At 71.4% G+C, this 20,560-nt stretch carries 20 protein-coding genes and 2 tRNA genes; 5 read left to right on the top strand and 17 right to left on the bottom strand.

Translation table 11 applies throughout. The features are described from left to right. Positions 1 to 217 precede the first annotated feature (217 nt). The gene (locus tag QSK30_RS21485; RefSeq protein ID WP_285505224.1) at positions 218 to 568 is read left to right on the top strand and encodes a hypothetical protein; all 351 of its coding nucleotides are present in this window, start codon (positions 218 to 220) and stop codon (positions 566 to 568) included. A gap of 460 nt (positions 569 to 1,028) precedes the next feature. On the opposite strand, the gene QSK30_RS21480 is transcribed toward QSK30_RS21485, so the two are convergent. Next, positions 1,029 to 2,150 carry a cytochrome P450 gene (locus tag QSK30_RS21480; RefSeq protein ID WP_285505222.1) on the bottom strand — a complete coding sequence of 374 codons (1,122 nt, stop codon included), beginning with the start codon at positions 2,148 to 2,150 and terminating at the stop codon, positions 1,029 to 1,031. A 379-nt stretch (positions 2,151 to 2,529) separates the two neighbouring features. Between QSK30_RS21480 and QSK30_RS21475 the strand changes: the two genes are divergently transcribed. Continuing rightward, positions 2,530 to 3,981, top strand: a complete 1,452-nt coding sequence (locus QSK30_RS21475) for an MFS transporter (RefSeq protein ID WP_285505221.1) — start codon at positions 2,530 to 2,532, stop codon at positions 3,979 to 3,981. Between the two features lie 1,349 nt (positions 3,982 to 5,330). Here the strand turns inward: QSK30_RS21475 and QSK30_RS21470 are convergent. Both QSK30_RS21470 and QSK30_RS21465 read right to left on the bottom strand, forming a co-directional pair. Next, on the bottom strand, positions 5,331 to 5,702 hold the full coding sequence (locus tag QSK30_RS21470) for a helix-turn-helix domain-containing protein (protein WP_285505219.1): 372 nt from the start codon (positions 5,700 to 5,702) through the stop codon (positions 5,331 to 5,333). 628 nt (positions 5,703 to 6,330) lie between these two features. Beyond that, positions 6,331 to 6,963, bottom strand: coding sequence for a site-specific integrase (locus QSK30_RS21465; RefSeq protein WP_285505217.1), 633 nt, complete (start codon positions 6,961 to 6,963; stop codon positions 6,331 to 6,333). Positions 6,964 to 7,199: 236 nt separating this feature from the next. Between QSK30_RS21465 and QSK30_RS21460 the strand changes: the two genes are divergently transcribed. Next, positions 7,200 to 7,289: transfer RNA gene (locus QSK30_RS21460), tRNA-Ser, on the top strand. Positions 7,290 to 7,354: 65 nt separating this feature from the next. Here the strand turns inward: QSK30_RS21460 and QSK30_RS21455 are convergent. From QSK30_RS21455 to QSK30_RS21390, 14 genes are all read right to left on the bottom strand, one after another. Next, on the bottom strand, positions 7,355 to 8,491 hold the full coding sequence (locus QSK30_RS21455) for a DUF2786 domain-containing protein (protein WP_285505216.1): 1,137 nt from the start codon (positions 8,489 to 8,491) through the stop codon (positions 7,355 to 7,357). 86 nt (positions 8,492 to 8,577) lie between these two features. Next, a complete protein-coding gene (locus QSK30_RS21450) occupies positions 8,578 to 8,715 on the bottom strand; it encodes a hypothetical protein (RefSeq protein ID WP_285505214.1) in 138 nt (45 codons plus the stop codon). A 40-nt stretch (positions 8,716 to 8,755) separates the two neighbouring features. Continuing rightward, entirely contained in the window at positions 8,756 to 10,171 is a 1,416-nt protein-coding gene (locus QSK30_RS21445) for an aminopeptidase P family protein (RefSeq protein WP_285505212.1), read from the bottom strand. Positions 10,172 to 10,201: 30 nt separating this feature from the next. Continuing rightward, positions 10,202 to 11,488, bottom strand: a complete 1,287-nt coding sequence (locus QSK30_RS21440; RefSeq protein ID WP_285505210.1) for an aldehyde dehydrogenase family protein — start codon at positions 11,486 to 11,488, stop codon at positions 10,202 to 10,204. After that, entirely contained in the window at positions 11,485 to 12,486 is a 1,002-nt protein-coding gene (locus QSK30_RS21435) for a proline racemase family protein (RefSeq protein ID WP_285505208.1), read from the bottom strand. Before QSK30_RS21435 ends, QSK30_RS21440 begins: the two co-directional genes overlap by 4 nt. Before the next feature lies 1 nt (position 12,487). Beyond that, a complete protein-coding gene (locus QSK30_RS21430) occupies positions 12,488 to 13,396 on the bottom strand; it encodes a dihydrodipicolinate synthase family protein (protein ID WP_285505206.1) in 909 nt (302 codons plus the stop codon). Next, the gene (locus tag QSK30_RS21425) at positions 13,393 to 14,673 is read right to left on the bottom strand and encodes an FAD-dependent oxidoreductase (protein ID WP_285505205.1); all 1,281 of its coding nucleotides are present in this window, start codon (positions 14,671 to 14,673) and stop codon (positions 13,393 to 13,395) included. The genes QSK30_RS21430 and QSK30_RS21425 overlap by 4 nt, the downstream gene beginning before the upstream one ends. Further along, positions 14,670 to 14,906 carry a (2Fe-2S)-binding protein gene (locus tag QSK30_RS21420; RefSeq protein WP_285505203.1) on the bottom strand — a complete coding sequence of 79 codons (237 nt, stop codon included), beginning with the start codon at positions 14,904 to 14,906 and terminating at the stop codon, positions 14,670 to 14,672. The genes QSK30_RS21425 and QSK30_RS21420 overlap by 4 nt, the downstream gene beginning before the upstream one ends. Further along, entirely contained in the window at positions 14,903 to 16,027 is a 1,125-nt protein-coding gene (locus tag QSK30_RS21415; protein ID WP_285505201.1) for an NAD(P)/FAD-dependent oxidoreductase, read from the bottom strand. The genes QSK30_RS21420 and QSK30_RS21415 overlap by 4 nt, the downstream gene beginning before the upstream one ends. A 59-nt stretch (positions 16,028 to 16,086) precedes the next feature. Beyond that, positions 16,087 to 16,674, bottom strand: a complete 588-nt coding sequence (locus tag QSK30_RS21410; protein WP_285505200.1) for a helix-turn-helix domain-containing protein — start codon at positions 16,672 to 16,674, stop codon at positions 16,087 to 16,089. Positions 16,675 to 16,756: 82 nt separating this feature from the next. After that, positions 16,757 to 16,846, bottom strand: a tRNA-Ser gene (locus tag QSK30_RS21405). Between the two features lie 109 nt (positions 16,847 to 16,955). Further along, a complete protein-coding gene (locus tag QSK30_RS21400; protein ID WP_285505199.1) occupies positions 16,956 to 17,171 on the bottom strand; it encodes a CsbD family protein in 216 nt (71 codons plus the stop codon). Between the two features lie 87 nt (positions 17,172 to 17,258). After that, positions 17,259 to 17,711 (bottom strand): nucleoside deaminase, encoded by a 453-nt coding sequence (locus tag QSK30_RS21395; RefSeq protein WP_285505198.1) that lies wholly within the window; start codon positions 17,709 to 17,711, stop codon positions 17,259 to 17,261. Continuing rightward, the gene (locus tag QSK30_RS21390; protein WP_285505196.1) at positions 17,708 to 18,193 is read right to left on the bottom strand and encodes a tRNA adenosine deaminase-associated protein; all 486 of its coding nucleotides are present in this window, start codon (positions 18,191 to 18,193) and stop codon (positions 17,708 to 17,710) included. Before QSK30_RS21390 ends, QSK30_RS21395 begins: the two co-directional genes overlap by 4 nt. A 77-nt stretch (positions 18,194 to 18,270) precedes the next feature. Between QSK30_RS21390 and QSK30_RS21385 the strand changes: the two genes are divergently transcribed. Both QSK30_RS21385 and QSK30_RS21380 read left to right on the top strand, forming a co-directional pair. After that, entirely contained in the window at positions 18,271 to 19,506 is a 1,236-nt protein-coding gene (locus QSK30_RS21385) for a M20 metallopeptidase family protein (RefSeq protein ID WP_285505194.1), read from the top strand. Positions 19,507 to 19,538: 32 nt separating this feature from the next. Then, positions 19,539 to 20,516, top strand: a complete 978-nt coding sequence (locus QSK30_RS21380; RefSeq protein WP_285505193.1) for a prephenate dehydrogenase — start codon at positions 19,539 to 19,541, stop codon at positions 20,514 to 20,516. Positions 20,517 to 20,560 lie beyond the last annotated feature (44 nt).

The following is a 20,560-nucleotide window of genomic DNA, read 5'->3' as shown; positions in this document are numbered from 1 at the left end:
CCTCCTACGCCTGGCCGGGATCACCCACATCACCCGCACCCTGCAACACATCGCCGCCGACCGAACCCGAATCCTGCCCATCATCGCAGCCGCTACCAGCACAAACAGACTTTGAAATTCCCCTGGGTAGAGGCGGTGCTGCTGGCCGTGGTCCTGCCCGGCCTGTGGCCCACCACCCAGGACGATTACCACTCCACCGCGACGGCGAGCGCGCGGGATGCCGGGTCCGCGGCGCAGACCGCGGTTGCCGACCCAGGCCACCCTCGACCGCCGCGTCACCGCCGGGTACCGGGTCGCCGTCGTCGACGTCGCCCGCGACCGCGCCGCCACCGCCGCCCAGGACCTGCTCGACCTCGAGGTCCCCGGCGACGACAGCGCCCGGCTGCGCGACCGGGCGGTGCCGCTGGTGACCGAGGCGGTCTCCGCGATCACCGACGCCGCCCGCGCAGCCGAGGACGACCACACGCGCCTGACCACGGTGCTGGGCCGGTGGGAACGCGTCGCCGCCGGGCTGGACGAGGTGGCGGGGGTCGTGAAGTGGGTCCTGGCGGTCACCCTCGGATCCTGACCGCGATCGGCGGGTTCGTCGACTTGGTCGCCAATTCTGAGACCGGCGCCCGCTTCGGCATGCGCCAGGCGTGGGTCGTCGTGCTCGGCGCGATCGGGATCTGCGTCCACGCCGAGATGTCCGGCCGCGTGGCCACCGTCAGCGCCCGACCGTCTTCGACCTCGTCTACAAACGCCTCGGCCCCGCGTCGCGTGGGCGAACCTGCTGGGCTCCTACCTCGGGACGCTGATGACGTTGGCCGCGGAGATCGGTGGTGTGGCACCGGGGATGGCCGTCTCGATGAACGGGTGGAACCCCGTGGCGATGCCCAGGGTGGTGTCCCTGCTGCGCTCCACCGGGCGCTGAGCGCGGCCAGGGGTGGTGCCGGTGCCCCAGGCACCGAACACCACCCCGCATCGGGTGGTCGCAGGGGTGGTGACGCGACCAGCCCCGTCGGCCGATGGCCGCCGTCACCGGCCGGTCAGAGCAGGACCGGCAGCGCCTCCAGTCCGTAGACCAGCGTGTTCAGTCGGAACGGCACCTCCGCACTCGGCACGGCGAGCCGCAGGTCGGGGAACCGGCGGAAGATCGCGGGCAGGGCCACCTCCATCTCCTGGCGGGCCAGCGAGGCGCCCGGGCAGTGGTGCGCGCCGTACCCGAAGGCCAGGTGCGCCCGGCTGTCGCGGTCGAGGTCGAACCGGTCGGCCGCGGGGAAGACCTCGTCGTCGTGGTTGGCCGAGGGGATGGAGATCAGCACCGCGTCGCCGTCGGCGATCAGCGCGCCCCCGATCCGCACGTCGCCCTTGGCCACCCGCACCACGTTGTCCTGCGGGATCGACCAGTAGCGCAGCAGCTCCTCGACCAGGTCACCGATCCGCTCGGGGTGTTCGAGCACCGTCGTCTTGAGCTCGGGCCGGTCCAGCAGCGTGAACAGGCTCAGCGCGAGCTGGCTGGCGGTCGTCTCGTGGCCTGCGACCAGCATCAGCCGGACCATGGCGACCAGGTCGTCCTCGTTGATCGGGTCGCCCGCGACCCGACCGTTGACCAGCCTGCTCATCAGGTCGTCCCGGGGCGCCTTCGCCCGAGAACGGGCCAAGTGCCGCAAATAGGACGTGGTGGCCTCGTAGGCCGCCATCGCCTTCTCCGGTTGTTCCTGGTTCAGCAGTTCACCCGTATGGGTGCGGAATTCGTCCATGTCCTCATCCGGTACCCCGAAGATTCGTGCAATGACGATGCACGGGAGCGCCAGGGCGAACGCGGGCCACAAATCGATTGGACCGGTCAACTCGGCCAGTCCATCGAGCAACTGGTCGGTCACCGCTTCCACCAGTGGCCGGTATTGCTTGGTCCGGTGCGCGGTGAAATCAGGCATCACCAGCCTGCGCAGGGCGGGGTGCTCGGGGGCGTCCATCCGCCAGAACGACTGGATCCGCGGGGCCAGCGGGACCAGTAGCCGGTTGGGGAAGTTGGGGTGCTGGTCGTCCACGCTGAGCAGCGGTTCGTTGAGCGCCTGCCGGACGTCGGCGTGCCTGCAGATCAGCCAGGCGGGTTGGTCGCCTCTTAATCGGACCCGCCGGGGAATGTTTTGTCGGAATCCCGCCATCGCGGGCGGCTGGGATCGTGGACAGACGCGGGGCAACGGCCACGACGGAACGTCGGAACTTATATGAGACATGGCATCCTCAATCCGTAAAATCGGACGAAAAGTACTCGACATGCACTTCCCGGATAAGGGAAGTGGATCATCCGGAATCTTTCTGATCTAGTCCTGACACGGCGCTGACATCGGCTTGCCCGGCAAAGGCGTCATATGGGTTCATGGTTGAGCGAAGAAATGATCAACGGTTGCGGGGAACCGGCGACGCTCCGGCCGAGTGGGAATTCCAGCCGGGTGGGGCGTGCACCGCGCCCCACTCGATCCGTCCCGCGGTCGCGGTCGCGCGCGGACCACCACCGGACTTCACCGACCAGGAGTGCCACCCATGACGACAAGCGAGACAAGCGACCTGTCCGACACCGCGGCGCCGCGGCCACCGAGCGGGACCGACGAGCCCGCGCCGTCCGCGGGCCCACTGCTGCTCGTCCTGGCGGGCACCTTCATCACCGTCCTGGACTTCTTCATCGTCAACGTGGCCGCACCCTCGATCCAGGGCGACCTGCACGCGAGCCCGGCCGCCATCCAGTTCACGATCGCCGGCTACGGGCTGGCCTTCGCCGCGCTGATGATCACCTCCGGCCGGATGGGCGACCTCTACGGCAGGCGGAAGATGTTCACCGCGGGCCTGGCGCTGTTCACGCTGGCCTCGGCCGCCTCCGGCCTGGCGCAGAACCCGGGCGAACTGGTCGGCGCGCGCGTCGTGCAGGGCGTGGCCGCGGCACTGCTCACCCCGCAGGTCCTGGCGATCCTCGGCTCGGTCTACACCGGCAAGCACCGCGCGAACGCGTTCAACGCCTACGGCCTCACGATCGGGATCGCGGGCGTGTTCGGCCAGCTCATCGGCGGCGCGCTGATCGCGGCGAACATCGGCGGCTCGGGCTGGCGGGCGATCTTCCTGATCAACGTGCCGATCGGCCTGATCGCGCTCGCCTTCGTCGGCAAGGTCGTCCCGGAGTCGCGCGGTGAGGGCCGCACCGGGCTGGACCTCGTCGGCACCGTGCTGGTCACCCTCGGCCTCGTCGCGGTCGTGCTGCCGCTGGTGCAGGGCCGCGAGCAGGGTTGGCCCACCTGGTCGATCGTCTCACTGGTCGCCGCGCTGCCGCTGCTGGCCCTCTTCGGCCTGCACCAGCGCGCACTCGGCGCCCGCGGTCGATCGCCGCTGATCGACGTCTCGCTGTTCCGCGAGCGCGCGTTCTCCGTCGGCCTGCTCTGCACGCTGGGCTACTACTCGGCGATGGGCTCCTGCTTCCTGGTGCTCTCGCTCTACCTGCAGCAGGGCCACGGCCTTTCCGCGCTGGGCTCGGGCCTGGTGTACGTGCCGATGGGCGTCGGGTTCTTCCTGTCCTCGGCGATGGCGCCCAAGCTGGTCGGCGCGCTGGGCAGGCAGGTACTCGCGGTCGGCGCGGTGCTCGTCGCCGTCGGCTACACCGCGCTGTCGGAGATCGGCACCGCGATCGGCACCACCGGTTCGGTGTGGTGGCTCGTGCCCGCGCTGGTGGTCTCCGGCTTCGGCATGGGCATGGTGATGGCCCCGCTGTCCTCGACCGTGCTGGAGCGGGTCGCCCCGCACCACGCCGCGTCCGCCTCGGGCGCGCTGTCCACCGCCCAGGAGATCGGCGGCGCGCTGGGCGTGGCGCTCGTCGGGATCATCTTCTTCGGCGTCGTCGGCGACCCGGCCCGCGCCTTCGGCACCAGCCTCTACCTCCTGATCGGCTTCGCCGTCGCGGTCGCGCTGCTGGTGCAGCTGCTGCCCAAGGCCCAGCAGGCCGAGGCCTAAGTGGTGGGCGGTCCCCGGCACCCGACCGGGGACCGCACCCCCGCGTGGTCGCTCCCACCCCCTCGGGGTGCGAGTTGACATATATAGGGCGAGTTCAGGCGGTGGAAGCATCTGCTTGGAGAAGTTCGGTGAATACCTCGCTGGCCCGCCGCGCGCGGATGCCTAGACTCGGCCGTCGACGAGGGTCTATGCCCACCAGTCGCCGCTGGAGGTCGCCGGCGATGGCCAGCCCGAGGAATCGTCTACCTGTGCTGGCGACCGTCTACACCAGACCCATACTGACCAGCAGTTGCGACGGCCCCGTTGCTGTCATCGGATCGAAGCGAGCATCGCCTTCCCCGAGGTGGACCAGTGATGCCGGGTGGCCGCGGCACAGGCACCGGGCCGGTGGCATAGCGGTGGTCAGCGGACCATGTCGAGGATGTGCCGGGGGGTGCGGCCGTGCTCCGAACCGGGTGTCTTACAGCGACGCCCGGGGCGGCCCCCCGGCCCGCGGTGGCGATACCGGGCACTGCGCGGCGATCCACATAGAGTGGGTACGGCGCTGCACGCCGAGATGGCAGTAGGTCACGACGCCGCTCCACCCGCGCGCTGGCACCCGCACGGCCGCCGGTTGGCGGTGCGCTGTGTACCACTGGCGTTGCGCACGGCCCAGGACCCGCGTCGTCTTCGATTCGGGTGGCTGCGGCGCAGCTGCGGTTCGTGCGTGACAGCGGGCACTCGAAGTCGATCACCCGCGGTTGACCTCAACCCACACTCGACACGGCATCCGACCGCGCGCCAGTCGTACCCGGCACGACGGCCGACCGTGGTCGTAGGCGTCGCTCACCATCTCGGTGCACACCGGCAACACGCACGGGGTGATCTTCGGCCAGTCCGTGCAACGCGCTCACGGCCCATCGGCGGATCAGGACCGGCGCACGACCACCTTCCCCAGGTGGAACCGGAACGGCGGTGACTCATCGGCATCCACCACCACCGCGCATCCGGGCTGGCGTCCTGTCTGCTCAAGACGCTCCGCGACCCCACAACCCTCCTCCCCGGGCCGAAACCGGCACCGCCGACAACCGCCCGGGACAGGGTTTCAGGGGGGCGAGCACCGTGCGGTCAGCCGGGTCGTGCCGTCGTCGCTCCCGGTCACTGACGACCGGAAGCCCCGACTGCGCGTGCCCACGACCTGTGGACGAGTGGTGACCGTCGAGCCCGGCGACAGGAAATCGCGTCGGGTGCTCAAGACCGACCACCGACTCGTCCTCGTCGGCGAGGCCCACCGGCGGGTGCTGCGTTCCCACCGGCGACCGGCGACCCGCGCCGATCCCTCGTCCACCGGAGACGGTCTCGGCGGGGGTTCACACACCGCGCAGTGGCGGGTAGGGCTCGCCCGGCGGGTGCTGTGGCCTGTGGGTGTCCCTGGCTTCCTGGAGTTGGTCCTCCAGGGTGACGATGCGGCAGGCCGCGTCCAGTCCGGTGCCCTGGTCGACCAGTTCCCTCACGCGGGCGGCCAAGCGCAGTTGGTTGCGGGAGTAGCGGCGGTGTCCGCCCGCGGAGCGCTGCGGTTCGATCAGGTTCGCCTCGTCGAGGCTGCGCAGGAACCCGGCCGTCGTGCCGAGCATCTCCGCGGCCCGGCCCATGGTGTAGGCGGGGTAGTCGTCATCATCGAACCTCTCGGCCGAGGTCTGCGCCTCCGGCACCCGTGGTTCGTTATTCTCCTCTGGGGTCATCGCGCCTCCGCATCACGAGGGGCCCCGGCGCAGTCTGCGCCGGGGCCCCGGGGGTTGTTGGATTCCACTTCCACCTAGCCGGCCGTGAGACCGGCTTCCTCTATCCGCATGACCCGCACTACAAGCGGGAATCGCGGGGATCGCGTGTGCGTGACCGAAGACCACCTCTCGTTCAGATGGAACCGCGGTACCCGTCCGGCCGAGTTCAGCCGAGTCCGGGCGATCCGATGGCGTGCAACCCTTCCCTTCTCCTCTGATCACTGCGACATGCACTTGCGTTATCACGTGATGATCGGCACCGGTCCTGATGCACATGCCGGAATCACCTCACCGACCATCTCCGGCCGCCTGTCTGGAGCCCTGTCCACCGCTCGGCTCCGACACACCCGGCCATACCGCACTATCTCTACTGCGCTCACACTTGCCGTACTGCACATGCATTGTTTACCGCAATTGCTTCACCACTCGAACTGCTTCACCGCTCAGTCGCCGGCACCGGGATCGCTTCTCCGGTCACTACCTGCCGATCGACCCTTGGTCCACTGCCGAGGAGCCCCATTCACCGATTGGCCCCGACATGTCCGACCGTCTTGCTCTACATCCCACGGGTAGTTCGTCATCTCCCGTGTCACCGTTCTTCTCTCGACGAGGAGAACACTACACACACCCGCATCCGGATGTCTACTCCAGCGGGCACAGATTTACTTGACCGAGCGACGCAGGCTGCCTCACCTGCGGCGATGCCCCTCATGCCGCCACGAGAGCGCTGCGCCCCTGCCGGCTTACTGGTTCCGGGTACCCGGATCACCCGTACGCGCGGCACGCAGCGCGTACGGGACCATGCAGCTAGCCGCAGCGATGGGGAGTCGGCCAGCGTGTGCAGGGCCTGGGCCTTGATGTAGCGAGCCAGGGCGAGACCGGTCTCGTTGCCGAACCGCACGACCCGGACTTCACCGCCCTTACCGAGCACGTGCAGCGTCTTCGTCTTGAGGTTGATCCCCCTCGACACGCAGGGAGTGCAACTCGCTGACCCGCATCCCGGTGTCGATGAACAGCAGGATGATCGCCCGGTCGCGCAGGTCCTCGAAGCTCTTGCCCCGGCAGCAACGAGCAGCGCGGCGTGGTCTTCATCGCTCAACACCGGAGTGATCTTGGCCTTGACGTCCGGCGGGTCGATCAGGTCGAACGGGTTGCGCCGTTCGATCTCCTCCCGCTCCCCCAGCCAGGCGACAGGTCCTTCGACCTGATTGTCTTGCGCCACCGCTCGGCGTGCATGGTCCACAGGGCCTCGCAGAGCCCCACCGCCTCGGCCCGCGCCCCCTCCGTCTTGGTCGCCGCGCAGTCCGCGTTCGCACTGGTAGATGGCATGCAACAGACGCTCCAATAGTGTGAGCACCGAGCGCTGTGCTTGCCCATCTCCCCCTCGTGCGGCCACCTCGGACCACTTGCAACCACCCGTTCGGGGTGGTCAGGACCCCCTCCGGTAAGCTCTCCGGCGGAGGATTCGCATAGTGGCCTAGTGCGCACGATTGGAAATCGTGTTGGGTGTTAAAACCCTCGGGGGTTCAAATCCCCCATCCTCCGCCAGCAGTGCGGATCGCGCCGGTCACCGAGGTGACCGGCGTTTCTGCTTGTCCGGGCCGGAACGCGGGTCAGCTGGCCACCGCGCGGTGGGGGTGCAGGTCGGCCTGGTCGGCGGCGGCCAGGCCCGCGGTCCAGCCGGTGGGGTTGGTGACCGTGGTGCGGCGGGTGCGGATGCCGGGGAACAGGGTGTCGAACTTCGTCTCGACGGCCCGGGTGCGCGACGCCAGGACCGGGACCAGGGCGGTGGAGTCGGGGCGGGCGTGGGCCGTCGCCTCGGTGAGGCGTTGTTGGACGCGGTGGGCGTAGGCGACCAGAAAGGCGTGCCGGTAGGACCGCCCGGTCGCGGGGGCGCGGCGCAGGGCGCGGGCGGACTGGACCAAGAGGGACTCGGCCAGCACCTGGACGATCTCCAGGTCCGTCTCGTGCCCGACCAGGGCCACGCACCCCAGGCGCGCGTAGAACACGGCACGGCAGTGGTTGGCGGTGGCGACGGCGTCGACCAGTTGGGCCTTGGGGCCCTGGTACGGGGCGTCGAGCCAGAGCCTGCCGGTGGCCGCCTCGACCGGCTCGTCGGCGGTGAGCACCGCCTGCTCGAAGGCGTAGCGGGCCATCAGCTCCTGCGCCTTGGCCGAGAGCGCCTCGGCCTCGGCGGCGAACGGGGTCGACTCGGCCTTGGCCAGCAGGCCGCGCACGCGCTCCAGCACGCGCCGGTCGACGCCCGCGCGGTCGGTGGCGCCGGTGAAGCCGCCGGGGGCGGGGGCGGTGCGGGGTAACCGGGGCAGGGCCATCAGTGCGGCGACCAGCTCGACCACGCTGGTCAGCCCCGGGGTCAGCGGGCCGGGTAACAACGGCCGGGGCGGGCCAAGTTCGGCCAGGTCGGCTCGCCAGCGCGGGTGCAGACCAGCCGCGGGGAAACCCGCGCAGGCGTGCGCCACGGCGGCGGACGCCAAGGCGCTGAGCGGGCGCGGGACGGCCCGCACGGCCTCGGCGGGCAGCCACCCGCGTTGCCACAGCAGCTCCAGGCAGCGGGTGAGCGCGTTCAGCGCAGCCTGGCCCGCGACGGCGGGCCCCGAGGCGGCCGCCGCGGCCACGGCCTCGGCCGCGCGCGGGGAACCGAGGACGGCGGCGGCCTCGGTCAGCCGGGCGGCCAGGACGGCCACCAGACCGGCCGTGGAGCCGCGCGTCTCTCGATCAGGTGTTCGCATGCGCCCATAGTGCACCCCGGGCACGACAAACGCCGGCCACCCCTGTGGATGACCGGCGTTCGCCCAGCTCACAGCCGCGCGGGCAGTCAGTCCTCTTCGGCTGCCGCGTGGTCGGCGCGACCCGGGTTCGGGTCCCGCGACAGGTCGATCAGCGGGTGCCGCTCGGCGCCCTCCGGTGCCGCGTGCTTCCCGGTCCCCTGCGTACGCTCGTCGCGATCAGTCACGACGCCCTCCTTCGCTCCCCTGTCTACAGAGGAACCGAGGCTACCCCCGATGGGCCCGCACCCACTCGGAGATGCCGTCGGCGGTGATCGGCAGCGCGTCGGAGATCACGTCCGCGCCGGTGGCCGTGACGACCAGGTCGTCCTCGATGCGCACACCGATCCCGCGCAGCTCCGGCGGCACGGTGAGGTCGTTGGGGTGGAAGTACAGGCCCGGCTCGACGGTGAGCGCCATGCCCGGTTCGAGCACCCCTTCGTGGTACGTCTCGGCCCGCGCGCGTGCGCAGTCGTGCACGTCCATGCCCAGGAAGTGGCCGATGCCGCAGACGATGTAGCGCCGGTGGTGCTGGCCGTTGGGGTCCAGCGACTTGTCGACCGACCCGGGCAGCAGGCCCCAGTCGTGCAGGCCCTGGGCGAGGACCCGCATGGCCGCGTTGTGGAACGCGCGGTACTCCTTGCCGGGCCGCACCTCGGCCATGCCCGCCAGGTGCGCCTCGTGGACCAGGTCGTAGACCCGGCGCTCGGCGTCGGTGAACTCGCCGGACACCGGGAAGGTGCGGGTGACGTCGGCGGTGTAGAGGGTGCTGACCTCGACGCCCGCGTCGAGCAGCAGCAGCTTGTCCTCGGGCACCGGGCCGTCGCAGCGGGTCCAGTGCAGCACCGGGGCGTGCTCGGCCGCGGCCACGATGGACAGGTAGCCGGGGCCGTTGCCCAGCGCGCGGGCGCGCCGGTCGAAGGTGCCCTGCAGCCAGCGCTCGCCGCCGCCGCGCACGGCCGTGCCCAGCTCGCGGGCGACGTCCTCGAACCCGAGCGTCGTGGCGTCCACGGCGGCCCGCAGCTGGGCGATCTCCCAGTCGTCCTTGATCCGGCGCAGCTCGGCCAGCGTGGTGCGCAGGTCGGGGCTGTGCGCGCCGACGAGGGAGTCGAGGAAGGGGTCGACCCCCTTGGCTGCGTGCACCTCCGGCAGCTGGCCGCGCAGCGCGCGGGGCAGCTCCTCCAGCGGGCGGCACTCGATGCCCAGCGCCGCGGACCACTCGGCCAGGCCCGGCACCGCGCCGATCCACAGCTCGCCGTCGCGGGCGTTGGCGAAGAAGTCGGGCTCGGCCGGACCGGCGGGCTCGCGCAGGTACAGCGTGGCGTCGTGGCCGCCGCCGGACGGGGTCATGACCAGCACGCCTGCCTGGGCGTAGCAGCTGGTGAGCCACGCGAAGTCGCTGTCCGCGCGGAACTCGTAGTCGAAGTCGTTGGACCGCACCGGGGCGTGGCCCGCGGCGAGGGCGATGCGCTTGCCGGGGAACTCGTGCGAGAGCCGCGCGCGGTGCGCCGCCGCCGCCTCCGCCGCCCCGTCGACACCGTGGACCCGGCGGTCGGCCGGTCCCCAGTCGTCCCGGACGAACTCGCGGAACCCCTCGGCCTCCACCAACTTCGACGGGTCGCGCCGAGCCGGGCGGTCGCTCATGTGTGTACCTCTCTCACCTGGTTGGGCGATCTACGCCGTGATTTGCACCGTGCGACCGAGCGTATAGAACGCCGCGGCCGCCTTGCCCTGCTCCTTGCCGCCGTACCCGGACCCCCGCTCGCCGCCGAACGGCAGGTGGAAGTCCACGCCGGCGGTCGGCATGTTCACCTTGACCAGGCCCGACGCGCAGCGCTCCACGTAGGACAGCGCGGCGCCCAGGTCGCCGGTGTAGAGCGCGGTGACGAGGCCGTAGTCGGTCGAGTTGGCCAGGGTGATCGCGGTGTCCACGTCCGGCACCTCGGTGTACGAGCAGATCGGGCCGAACACCTCTTCGCGGTCGAGCCGCGTGCCCGCGCCGTGCACGGTCGGCCGCACGAACCAGCCGTCGGCGTCGATCCCGACCCCACCGGCCTCGACCACCCGCTCGCGGGCCGCCGCGCTGATCACCGGCCCGATCGCGGTCGCCGAGTCGGCCGGGTCGCCGACGATCAGCGCCTCGACCGCGGCGTGCAGCGCGTCGGCGAACCCGGGGCCCACCGCGATGACCCGCTTGGTGGCCGTGCACTTCTGCCCCGCGTAACCCATCGCCGCGTACGCGATGTCGGTCGCGGCCCGTTCGAGGTCCGCGTCCGGCAGCACGATCGTGGCCGAGAGACCGCCCATCTCGCACTGCGCCGGGATACCCCGCTCAGCGGCCGCGACCGCCACCCGGCGGCCAACCGCGCCCGATCCGGTGAACGACACCAGGTCGACCGCGTCCACCAGCGCCGCGCCCTCGTCGGCGGCACCCGGGACCACGGCGAACAACCCATCCGGGAGCAGCCCGTCGAACAGTTCCGCGAGCCGGAGCGCGCAGGCCGTGGCGTCCGGCGCGGGCTTGACGACGGCGGCGTTGCCGAAGGCGAGCGCGGGCGCGGCCTTCCACACCGGGATCGCCACCGGGAAGTTCCACGGTGTCACCAGTCCGGCCACCCCGCGCGGTCTGCGCACGGTGAACGCGAGACCACCCGGGTAGGTCTCCCCGATCGGGTCGAACGCCTGCTGCGCGTAGTACCGGAGCAGGGCGACCGCCCGGCCTACCTCGCCCCGCGCCTCGGTGATCGGCTTGCCCACCTCGCGCACGACCAACTCGGCGAGGTCGGACGCGGCGACCGCGTCGGCCATCGCGCCGAGCGCCGCCGCCCGCACGGCCGGGCCCGTGGCGGCCCACTCACGTTGCGCGGTCCGCGCTTTGGCCACCGCGGCGGCAACGTCACCGGGTGGTACGTCGACGACGACGTCGCCGGGCGTCTGCGGTGAGGTGGACACGATCCTCATAGGACGAACCCCTTCGGGAACGGGTCGGTGGGGTCGAGCAGATATTGCGCAGTACCGGTGATCCACGCTCTACCGGTCACCGTTGGCACTACCGCAGGCACACCGCCCACGAACGCCGTACGCACTAAGCGGCCGATGAACCTGGTGCCCAGCAAGGACTCGTTGACGTAGTCCTCCCCCAGATCCAGCTCCCCGCGAGCCTGCAACTGGGCCAAGCGCGCGGAGGTACCGGTGCCGCACGGCGACCGGTCGAACCAGCCGGGGTGGATCACCATGGCGTTGCGCGAGTGGCTGCCGTCGACCCCGGGCGCGACCAGCTGGACGTGCTTGCACCCGGAGATCGACGGGTCCTCCGGGTGCACCGGCCGGTTGTCCGCGTTGATCGCGTCCATGATCGAGAGCCCGGCGGACAGCATCCGGTCCTTGGCCGCGCGGTCGAACGGGATGCCCAGGGCGCTGATCGGCAGGATCGCGTAGAAGTTGCCGCCGTAGGCCATGTCGTAGCTGACCCGGCCGAGGCCGGGGACCTCGACCGCGGCGTCGAGCTCCAGCGCGAACGAGGGCACGTTCTCGATCGTCACCGACTCGGCCCGGCCGTCGCGCACCGCGACCCGCGCGGTCACCAGGCCCACCGGGGTGTCCAGCCGCACCACCGTCTCCGGCTCGGTGACCTCGACCATCCCGGTCTCCACCAGCACCGTCGCCACGCCGATCGTGCCGTGCCCGCACATCGGCAGGCAGCCGGAGACCTCGATGTAGAGCACGCCCCAGTCGGCGTCCGGGCGGGTGGGCGGCTGCAGGATCGCCCCGCTCATCGCCGGGTGCCCGCGCGGCTCGTTGACCAGGAACTCGCGCAGGTGGTCGAGGTTGGCCATGAAGTACTCGCGGCGCGCGGCCATGGTGTCGCCCGGGACCACGCCGACGCCACCGGTGATCACGCGGGTGGGCATGCCCTCGGTGTGCGAGTCGACCGCGTGCAGGCAACGGATCGAGCGCATGTCAGGCCGCCCGCAACGACTCGACCGCGCGGCGCATGTCGGCGTCGAGCGCGGCGAGCTGCTCGCCCGAGAGCGGCCCGCGCGGGGGGCGGCACGGACCACCGAAACGGCCCACGACGTCCATGCCGTACTTGATCGCCTGCACGAACTCGGTGCGCGAGTCCCAGCGGAACGCGGCGACCAGCGGCTCGTAGAGGGCCCGGGCGGCGGCCAGCTCGCCGCGGGTGGCCAGGTCGAACAGCCGCGCGGACTCGGCCGGGAAGACGTTGGGGAACCCGGCGAACCAGCCGGTGGCGCCCATCAGCAGCGACTCGAGGGCCACGTCGTCGGCGCCCGCGACCACGGTCAGCTCCGGCGCGGCCTCGCGGATCTCCAGCACCCGGCGCACGTCGCCGGAGAACTCCTTGATCGCCACCACGCCGTCGATCGCGGCGATCTCGGCCACCAGCGCCGGGGTCAGGTCGACCTTGGTGTCGATCGGGTTGTTGTAGACCATCACCGGCAGGCCGACCGCGGCCACCGCGGCGAAGTGGTCGACGACCTCGCGCGGGTTGGCCCGGTACATGGTGGGCGGCAGGCAGAGCACGCCGTCGGCGCCGTCCTCGGCGGCCAGCTCGGCCCAGTGCCGCGCCTGGTGGGCGCCCGCGCCGTGCACGCCGACGACCACGACGCCGGTGTCGCCGACGGCGTCGACGGCGGTGCGCGCGACCTGGCGGCGCTCGGCGTCGGTCAGCGAGGAGTACTCGCCGAGCGAGCCGTTGGGGCCGACGCCGCGGCAGCCGCTCTCGACCACCCAGCGGCAGTGCTCGGCGAACCGGTCCAGGTCGGGCCGCAGCCCGGCGGGCGCGCCCGGGTCCTCGGCGTAGGGCAGGGCGGTCGCCACGATGACGCCGTCGAGTCGTTCGGTCACGGGTCCTCCTGAGGTTCCAGTGGGGTCTCGGCGAGCTCGCTCAGCCGGATGGGAGTGGCGATGGGGCGGCGGTGCAGTGCCGCTTCGTCGAAGAACGCCTGGTCGAGGCGGGTGGCGGCCAGCTCGGTGGCGTTGCGGCCGCACATCCGCCCCTGGCACAGGCCCAGTCCGACGCGACTGGTCAGCTTGAGGGTTCTTACGCCTGCCGCGTCTAGATCTGTTGCGGCGCATAGAGCCTGGTAGGTGACCTCTTCGCAACGGCAGACAAGAGTCTCGGGGGTAAGCCAGGTTTGCCATCCTGGCTTGATGGGGTGTGCGTCCGCGAGAGCCGCGGCGAACCTACGGGCACCGGTAAGGCTTTTCGTTGATTCGCTCCCGGCCGCGGCGGCGCCCGCGACCTCACCTTCGGCCGCGGCGAGGTCTGCACCTCCGATACCGGTGATCTCGCCTGCCGCGTAGACGCCGGGGACCGAGGTAGCGCCACGCTCGTCCACGGCGACGAAACCGTCCTTGAGCGCGCAGCCCGCGGCGACGGCAAGTTCAAGTCGAGGGGTGAATCCGTGGCCGACGCACACCGCGTCGACCTCTATGCGGCGGGTAGCGCGGATGGTCCAGTCCGGGTTCAGGCGGGCGATAGTGACAGCCGTGACGCGGTCAGTGCCATGCGCGGCAACGACTGCGGTCTTACGCCACAACGGCACGCGGAGCTTGAGCAACATTCCCGCGTAGTGAGCCAACTCCGCCATCTTGCCCGGGTTCGCTGCACGGGGGTGTCTTAGCCAACCTGTCCCACTGTTGGCCTCACAGACGCCTAGCACCCGTGCGCCCACCTTGACCAAGGACTCCGCTACCGGCAGCAAGAACGGCCCCGTACCGGAGACCACAACCCTCGCACCGACAGCGATTCCTTGGCTCTTGGCCAAAGTCTGCGCGGCCCCGGCGGTGTAGACACCTGGTAGGTCCCAGCCAGGGAACGGGACCACGCGGTCGTGCGCACCGGTGGCCAGGACAACGGCGTCAGCGTCGACGACAGTTCCAGTGCGGTGTGGACTGTCAGCGGCACCGGTTCGGATGTGCAGGCGCAGGCCCTCCATGGCCCACACCGCGCTCTCCGCCAAGTGCTCCACCGCGGGATCTACGCGTTGTGGAGTACCGCGGTAGTACTGACCGCCAAGGGTGGGCTCTCCATCTACCAGGACCACCTCGGCCCCCGCGCGTGCTGCCGCGTTCGCAGCGGCCATCCCGGCAGGTCCACCACCAACGATAACGACCCTCATGACGTGCCCACCGCGTCTCCGTCTACCAGAAGCCGTTGGCACGCGCGCACATCTGGCACACCGTTCACCTCGACCAGACAGTCGAAGCACACCCCGATCCCGCAGAACACCCCGCGCGGGCGGTCGGCGTTGCGAGTCGTGCGCCAAGAGATCCGGCCTAGCCGCAACAGCGCACCGGCTACCGTCTGCCCCGGCTCGACCGTGTGCTCTACGCCGTCGATGGTCACCTTCACGCCAACACCCCCGGTCGGTCCACTCGGAACGGCTGTGGGTCCACGTGCGGACGCGCGCCGGTCAGCAACTCGGCGAGCAGCGCGCCGGTCGCGGGCGCCAAGCCGATACCCGCGCCCTCGTGCCCGGTGGCGTGCCACAGACCGGGTACCCGCGGGTCGGCGCCGATCACGGGGAGGTGGTCGGGCGCGTAGGGGCGGAACCCGCCGTAGGCGCGCATCACCGGCACGTCGGCGAGCCCGGGGAACAACGCGACGGCCTTGCGGGCCAGCTCGCGCAGCACGCGTACGCGGATGGACTCGTCGAAGCCGACCCGTTCGCGGCTGGAGCCGATCAGCACCGTCCCGGCCGCGGTCGACTCGACGACGGTGGAGGTCTGCAGGTCGGCGTCGCCGCTGGCCACCGCGCCCACGTAGTCGGCGTCGTAGACCTTGTGCCGCACCGTGTGCGGCATCGGGGCGGTGACCAGGACCATGCCGCGCCGGGGCTGGATGTCGATCGGCGCGCCGAGCGCTCGGGACACCGCGCCGGACCACGGCCCGCACGCGTTGACCACCGCGCCGCACGGCACAACCCCATCGCTGGTGCGCACGCCGTCGGGACCGAACCCAAGCGCGGTGACACCCGGCCGCAACACCCCGCCCCGCTTGCGAACGGCGTCTAAGAGGGCCGTAGTGGCTAAGACCGGCTGGAGTTGGGCGTCTTGCGGGTAGTGCACGGCGGTTGTCACCCGCCGCGTGAGCTGCGGTTCGCGCTCGAACGCCTCTGCGGGGCCGATAAGACGGGCGTCTACGCCTGCCGCGCGCTGGTGGGCGGCGAACCCAGCCAGCAGCGACGGATCGCCGGTGGCCACGACCAAGCCGCCCTTCGGGTCCCACTCCACGTCGTGGCCGACCCGGTCGAGCAGTTCGGGCCAGCGGGCGAGCGAGGCGAGGGCCAAGTCGAGCTCGGGACCGGGCTCCTTGTCCGAGACCAGGACGTTGCCCTCACCCGCCGCGCTGGTGCCCGCGGCGAGCGGACCGCGGTCGAGCACGGTGACGCGCAGCCCGGCGGCGGAGAGCGCCTCGGCGCACGCGGCACCGATGACACCCGCGCCGACCACGACCACGTCCGGGAGACCCACAGCGCTCCTTCGTTCATTGAAGTGAACGATGGGAGCGTAAGCAGCCGGGTGGCCCCGGGTCAATCCCAGTGCGCTCCCAGCCCGGGACCGGGGTCGTCGGCGGCGTACTCGAGCAGCAGCACGGAGGTGACCGGGCCGTCGACCGTCTCGTAGACGTGCGGCCCGCCCGCCGGGAAGCACACGTAGTCCCCCGGCCCGAGCCGGTAGGGCGCCCCAGGTGGCCCGACCAGCAGCACACCTTCGGTCACCAGCACGTGTTCCCGACCGGGATGGCCGGTCGAGCGCTGCACCTCACCCGCGCGGACGCGCTGGTCGTACACCTCGACGACGGTCTCGCGCAGGTCGAGGCGGCGCAGCATCCGCAGGTCGACCGCGGTCCCGGAGAGCACGTCGACGTCCACGCCGCGGACCAGCACCACCTCGGAGTCGGCGGGCTCGGTCAGCAGGTTCGACACCGGGACCCCCAGGGCGTTCGACAAACTGAACACCGTCTCGATAGTCGGGTTACCCGTCCCGGACTCCAGTTGCGACAGCGTCCCCTTGGCGATCCCGGACCGGCGGGCCAGCTCGGACAGCGACAGCCCGCCCGCCTCGCGCAACGCCCGCAGGTTGGCCGCGAGGACCTGCCCAGCCCGCTCCCTGACCACGCGATCTCCTCCACCGTGAAAGGGCCACCGTAAACCGAAAGCGCCGATGACCCGCGGGGGTCATCGGCGCTCTGGGTGTTCCTGGCGGTGGCGGTGGGATTTGAACCCACGGACGGGGTGAACCGTCACGCGCTTTCGAGGCGCGCTCCTTCGGCCGCTCGGACACGCCACCGCGAAAGAGAGTACAAGGTGGGCTCACCCATCCGGAACGGGGTACCCCAAGACCGCGGGCCCGCCCCCGGGTCGGGGAGCGGGCCCGCGGGCCTTCGGAGCTTGATCAATCAGCGCCGGTCGTCGTGCAGCCGGTCCTTGGCGTCGTGCACCGCGCCCGCGGCCTTGTCGCGCAGGTCGTGGCCGGTCTCCTTGACCTCGCCGCTGACCTGGTCGGCCTTGCCGGAGTTCTCGAGGTCGCGGTTGTCGGTCGCCTGACCCAGCTTCTCCTTGACCTCGCCGATAACCTGCTCAGCCTTGTCCTTGGCCTTGTCGAACACGCTCATCAGGCACTCCTCACGTCGGGTCTTCGCTCCCTCGCACCAGGGGTGTCCCGACGGTCGAGAGAACCCACCTCAATGTGAGCTAAATCACTATCGACGGTGCGTGGCGAAGAACTCCGTGAGCAGCGCGGCGCACTCGGCCTCCAACACGCCGCCGACCACCTCGGGCCGGTGGGGCAGACGCCGGTCGCGAACCACATCCCACAGGGAACCCACCGCACCTGTCTTGGGCTCCCACGCGCCGAAGACCACCTTGTCGACGCGGGCCAAGACCAAGGCCCCCGCGCACATCGTGCACGGCTCCACGGTTACCGCGAGCGTGCAACCACTAAGACGCCACCCATCGCCGTACCGTGCCGCAGCTGCTCTTAGCGCCAAGATCTCCGCGTGCGCGGTCGGATCACCCAACGCCTCACGGGAGTTGCACGCCCGCGCCAGTTCGGTGCCGTCCGGCCCGAAGACCACCGCGCCGATCGGCACGTCGCCGCCAGCGGTGGCCTCCCGCGCGACCTCAATCGCCGCGCGGACCAACGCCTCGGTCACTGCAGGATGGTGTCGAGGTGCTTGGTGAACTCCGCGTCGAAGCCCAGCCGCTGGGCGATCATCTGCAGCTGCTCGTCCGGGTACAGGTCGATCTCGTCGATGATCACCTGCATCTCCGGCGCGGGCAGGCCCAGGTCGGCCAGGATGTCCAGCGACCCCTCCGGCCAGACCTCGTCGTCGTCCTCCGGCGGGTCCACGCGCAGCACGTCCAGCGCGTCGGCGGCGATGTCGTAGTCCAGCGCGGCGGCCGCGTCGGAGAGCAGCAGCGACACCCCGCCCGGACTCGGCCGCAGCAGCAGGAAGAACTCGTCGTCGATGGCCAGCAGGCCGAACACCGCGCCGGTCGAGCGTGTCTTGCGCAGCTCGGTGATCGCCGCGTCGAGCTCGCGCAGCGCGGTGGCGTCCATCGCGTCACAACGCCATTTGCCGTCCTCCCGGACGACCGCAACCCCGAAGCCCGGTACCGGCTCCTGTCCCGACATGCACACACCGTATTCCGCCGGGAGGTCACCCGGAAGAAGCAGTCCCCCATACCGGGCGGCGATGACACTATCGAGAGATGACGACCCAGGCTCCGGCCTCCTCCGCGCTGTCGGGCGACCCCCGGTTCAGCGGCCTGTTCGAAGCGGCGCGCGCGCTGCAGCCGAAGACGGTGGCGCTGCGGCGGCAGCTCCACCAGCACCCCGAACAGGGTCTTGAGGTGCCCGCCACGCAGGCCGCCGTGCTGCACGCGCTCGACGGGCTCGGCCTGCGCGTGCACACCGGTGAGGCGGTCGGGTCGGTCATCGGCGTGCTCAAGGGCGCACGCCCGGGCCCGACCGTGCTGCTGCGCGGCGACATGGACGCGCTCCCCTTGCAAGAGGACACCGGCCTGCCGTTCGCCTCGCGGCTCGAGGGCACGATGCACGCCTGCGGCCACGACACGCACGTCGCGATGCTCGCCTCCGCCGCCCAGCTGCTCGCCGAGCGGCGCGAGGAGCTGGCGGGCGCGGTCGTGTTCATGTTCCAGCCCGGCGAGGAGGGCCACTACGGCGCCAAGCGGATGCTGGAGGAGGGCCTGCTCGACGTCACCGACCGGCTGCCCGAGCGCGCGCTGGCCCTGCACATCACGTCCAAGGAGTCCTCCGGGGTGCTGCGCACCCGGCCGGGGCCGATCATGGCGAGCGCGAACTCGTTCACCGTCAAGGTCTTCGGCCGCGGCGGGCACGCGTCCAACCCGTCCGACGCGCTCGACCCGGTACCCGCCGCCGCGGCCATGGTGGGTGCGCTGCAGACCGTCGTCACCCGCCGGATCAGCGTGTTCGAGCCGACCGTGGTCACCATCGCGCGGATCACCGCGGGCACCACGTCGAACATCATCCCCGAGACCGCCGAGCTGCAGGGCACGCTGCGCACGCTCTCGGAGAGCTCGCGGGAGACCATGCTCGCCGAGATCCCCCGGGTGTGCGCGCAGATCGCCGCCGCGCACGGGTGCACCACGGAGTACACCGTCGACGAGGGCTACCCGGTGACGATCAACGACGACGACGTCGCCGCGCGGGTGCACGACCTGGCGGGCGCGGTGCTCGGCGCCAACCACTCGTCGGTCATGCCGAACCCGCTGATGGGCGCGGAGGACTGGTCCTACGTGCTGCGCGAGGTCCCCGGCGCGATGGCCTTCCTCGGCGCGTGCCCGCCCGGGCTCGACCCCGCGGACGCCCCGGCGAACCACTCCAACAAGGTCCAGTTCGACGAGGCGGCGCTCCCGCACGGGGTGACCACGTACGCCGCGTTCGCGCTGGACGCCCTGCGCTGACCGGGATGATCCATAGGGCACTATCTGTCCACATGCGAGCGGTGTGCGTGATCGGGCTGGGGCTCATCGGCGGTTCGGTCCTGCGGGCCGCCTCGGCGGCGGGACGGCAGGTGTGGGGCACCGCGGGCTCGGTGGCCGACGCCCAGGCCGCGCTCGCCGAGGAGTTCACGGTGGTCGACGTGGACTCGGCGATCCGGCGCGCGGCGCGCGAGGACGCCCTGGTGGTGGTCGCGGTGCCGCTGCCCGCGGTCGACGCGGTGCTGCGCAAGGTCGGCGACCTGGCGCCCACCTGCCTGCTCACCGACGTGGTGAGCGTCAAGGGCCCGGTGGCCGACGCGGTGACCCGGTACGCCCCGACCACCCGGTTCGCCGGCGGACACCCGATGGCGGGCAAGTCGGCCTCCGGCTGGGCGGCGGGCGAGTCGACGCTGTTCACCAACGCCGCCTGGGTGGTCACCGCCGACGAGGAGACCACCGTCGAGGCCTGGCGCGAGGCCGCGCAGCTCGCGCTCGACTGCGGCGCGGGCGTGGTGCCCACGACCACCCACGAGCACGACGCGGCGGTGGCCCGGATCTCGCACCTGCCGCACGTGCTGGCCGCGGTGCTGGCCGCCTGCGGCGCGGACGGCGGACCGCTGGCGATGGCGCTGGCCGCGGGGTCGTTCGGCGACGGCACCCGGGTGTCGGGCAGCAGGCCGGAGCTGGTGCGGGCGATGTGCGAGGGCAACCGGGCGGCGCTGCTGGACGCGGTCGACGACGCGCTGGGCAGGCTCGGCGCCGCCCGGGGCGCGCTGGCCTCGACCGGGGCGCTGGGCGCCACCATCAACGCCGGGCACGCGGGCCGCTCGGCCTTCGACGAGCAGCGCGCGGCGGGCCGGGCCCAGGTGGTGGTGGACCTGACCGGCGCGGACCCGCTGGAGGAGCTGCGGCTGGTCGGCGCCCAGGGCGGCCGGGTCGTGCGGTTCGACGGGGACCTGGCGGTGGCGACCACCCCGGTGCTCACCGGCTGAGAGGTCTCGGGTCGGCAACGAATCTGTGACGGGACTCTCAGCGA

This window comes from Actinokineospora sp. NBRC 105648 (genome assembly GCF_030269645.1).
In the GTDB taxonomy this organism is placed as follows: domain Bacteria; phylum Actinomycetota; class Actinomycetes; order Mycobacteriales; family Pseudonocardiaceae; genus Actinokineospora.
Note: the sequence above shows the minus strand (reverse complement) of the source record. Positions and strands in the feature narration are given on the sequence as shown.

Coding starts and splice junctions, on each gene's coding strand:
- QSK30_RS21485 (WP_285505224.1), top strand. CDS start 218: ATGCCGGGTCCGCGGCGCAGACCGCGGTTGCCGACCCAGGCCACCCTC.
- QSK30_RS21480 (WP_285505222.1), bottom strand. CDS start 2,150: ATGGCGGGATTCCGACAAAACATTCCCCGGCGGGTCCGATTAAGAGGC.
- QSK30_RS21475 (WP_285505221.1), top strand. CDS start 2,530: ATGACGACAAGCGAGACAAGCGACCTGTCCGACACCGCGGCGCCGCGG.
- QSK30_RS21470 (WP_285505219.1), bottom strand. CDS start 5,702: ATGACCCCAGAGGAGAATAACGAACCACGGGTGCCGGAGGCGCAGACC.
- QSK30_RS21455 (WP_285505216.1), bottom strand. CDS start 8,491: ATGCGAACACCTGATCGAGAGACGCGCGGCTCCACGGCCGGTCTGGTG.
- QSK30_RS21445 (WP_285505212.1), bottom strand. CDS start 10,171: ATGAGCGACCGCCCGGCTCGGCGCGACCCGTCGAAGTTGGTGGAGGCC.
- QSK30_RS21440 (WP_285505210.1), bottom strand. CDS start 11,488: ATGAGGATCGTGTCCACCTCACCGCAGACGCCCGGCGACGTCGTCGTC.
- QSK30_RS21435 (WP_285505208.1), bottom strand. CDS start 12,486: ATGCGCTCGATCCGTTGCCTGCACGCGGTCGACTCGCACACCGAGGGC.
- QSK30_RS21425 (WP_285505205.1), bottom strand. CDS start 14,673: ATGAGGGTCGTTATCGTTGGTGGTGGACCTGCCGGGATGGCCGCTGCG.
- QSK30_RS21400 (WP_285505199.1), bottom strand. CDS start 17,171: ATGAGCGTGTTCGACAAGGCCAAGGACAAGGCTGAGCAGGTTATCGGC.
- QSK30_RS21390 (WP_285505196.1), bottom strand. CDS start 18,193: ATGTCGGGACAGGAGCCGGTACCGGGCTTCGGGGTTGCGGTCGTCCGG.
- QSK30_RS21385 (WP_285505194.1), top strand. CDS start 18,271: ATGACGACCCAGGCTCCGGCCTCCTCCGCGCTGTCGGGCGACCCCCGG.
- QSK30_RS21380 (WP_285505193.1), top strand. CDS start 19,539: ATGCGAGCGGTGTGCGTGATCGGGCTGGGGCTCATCGGCGGTTCGGTC.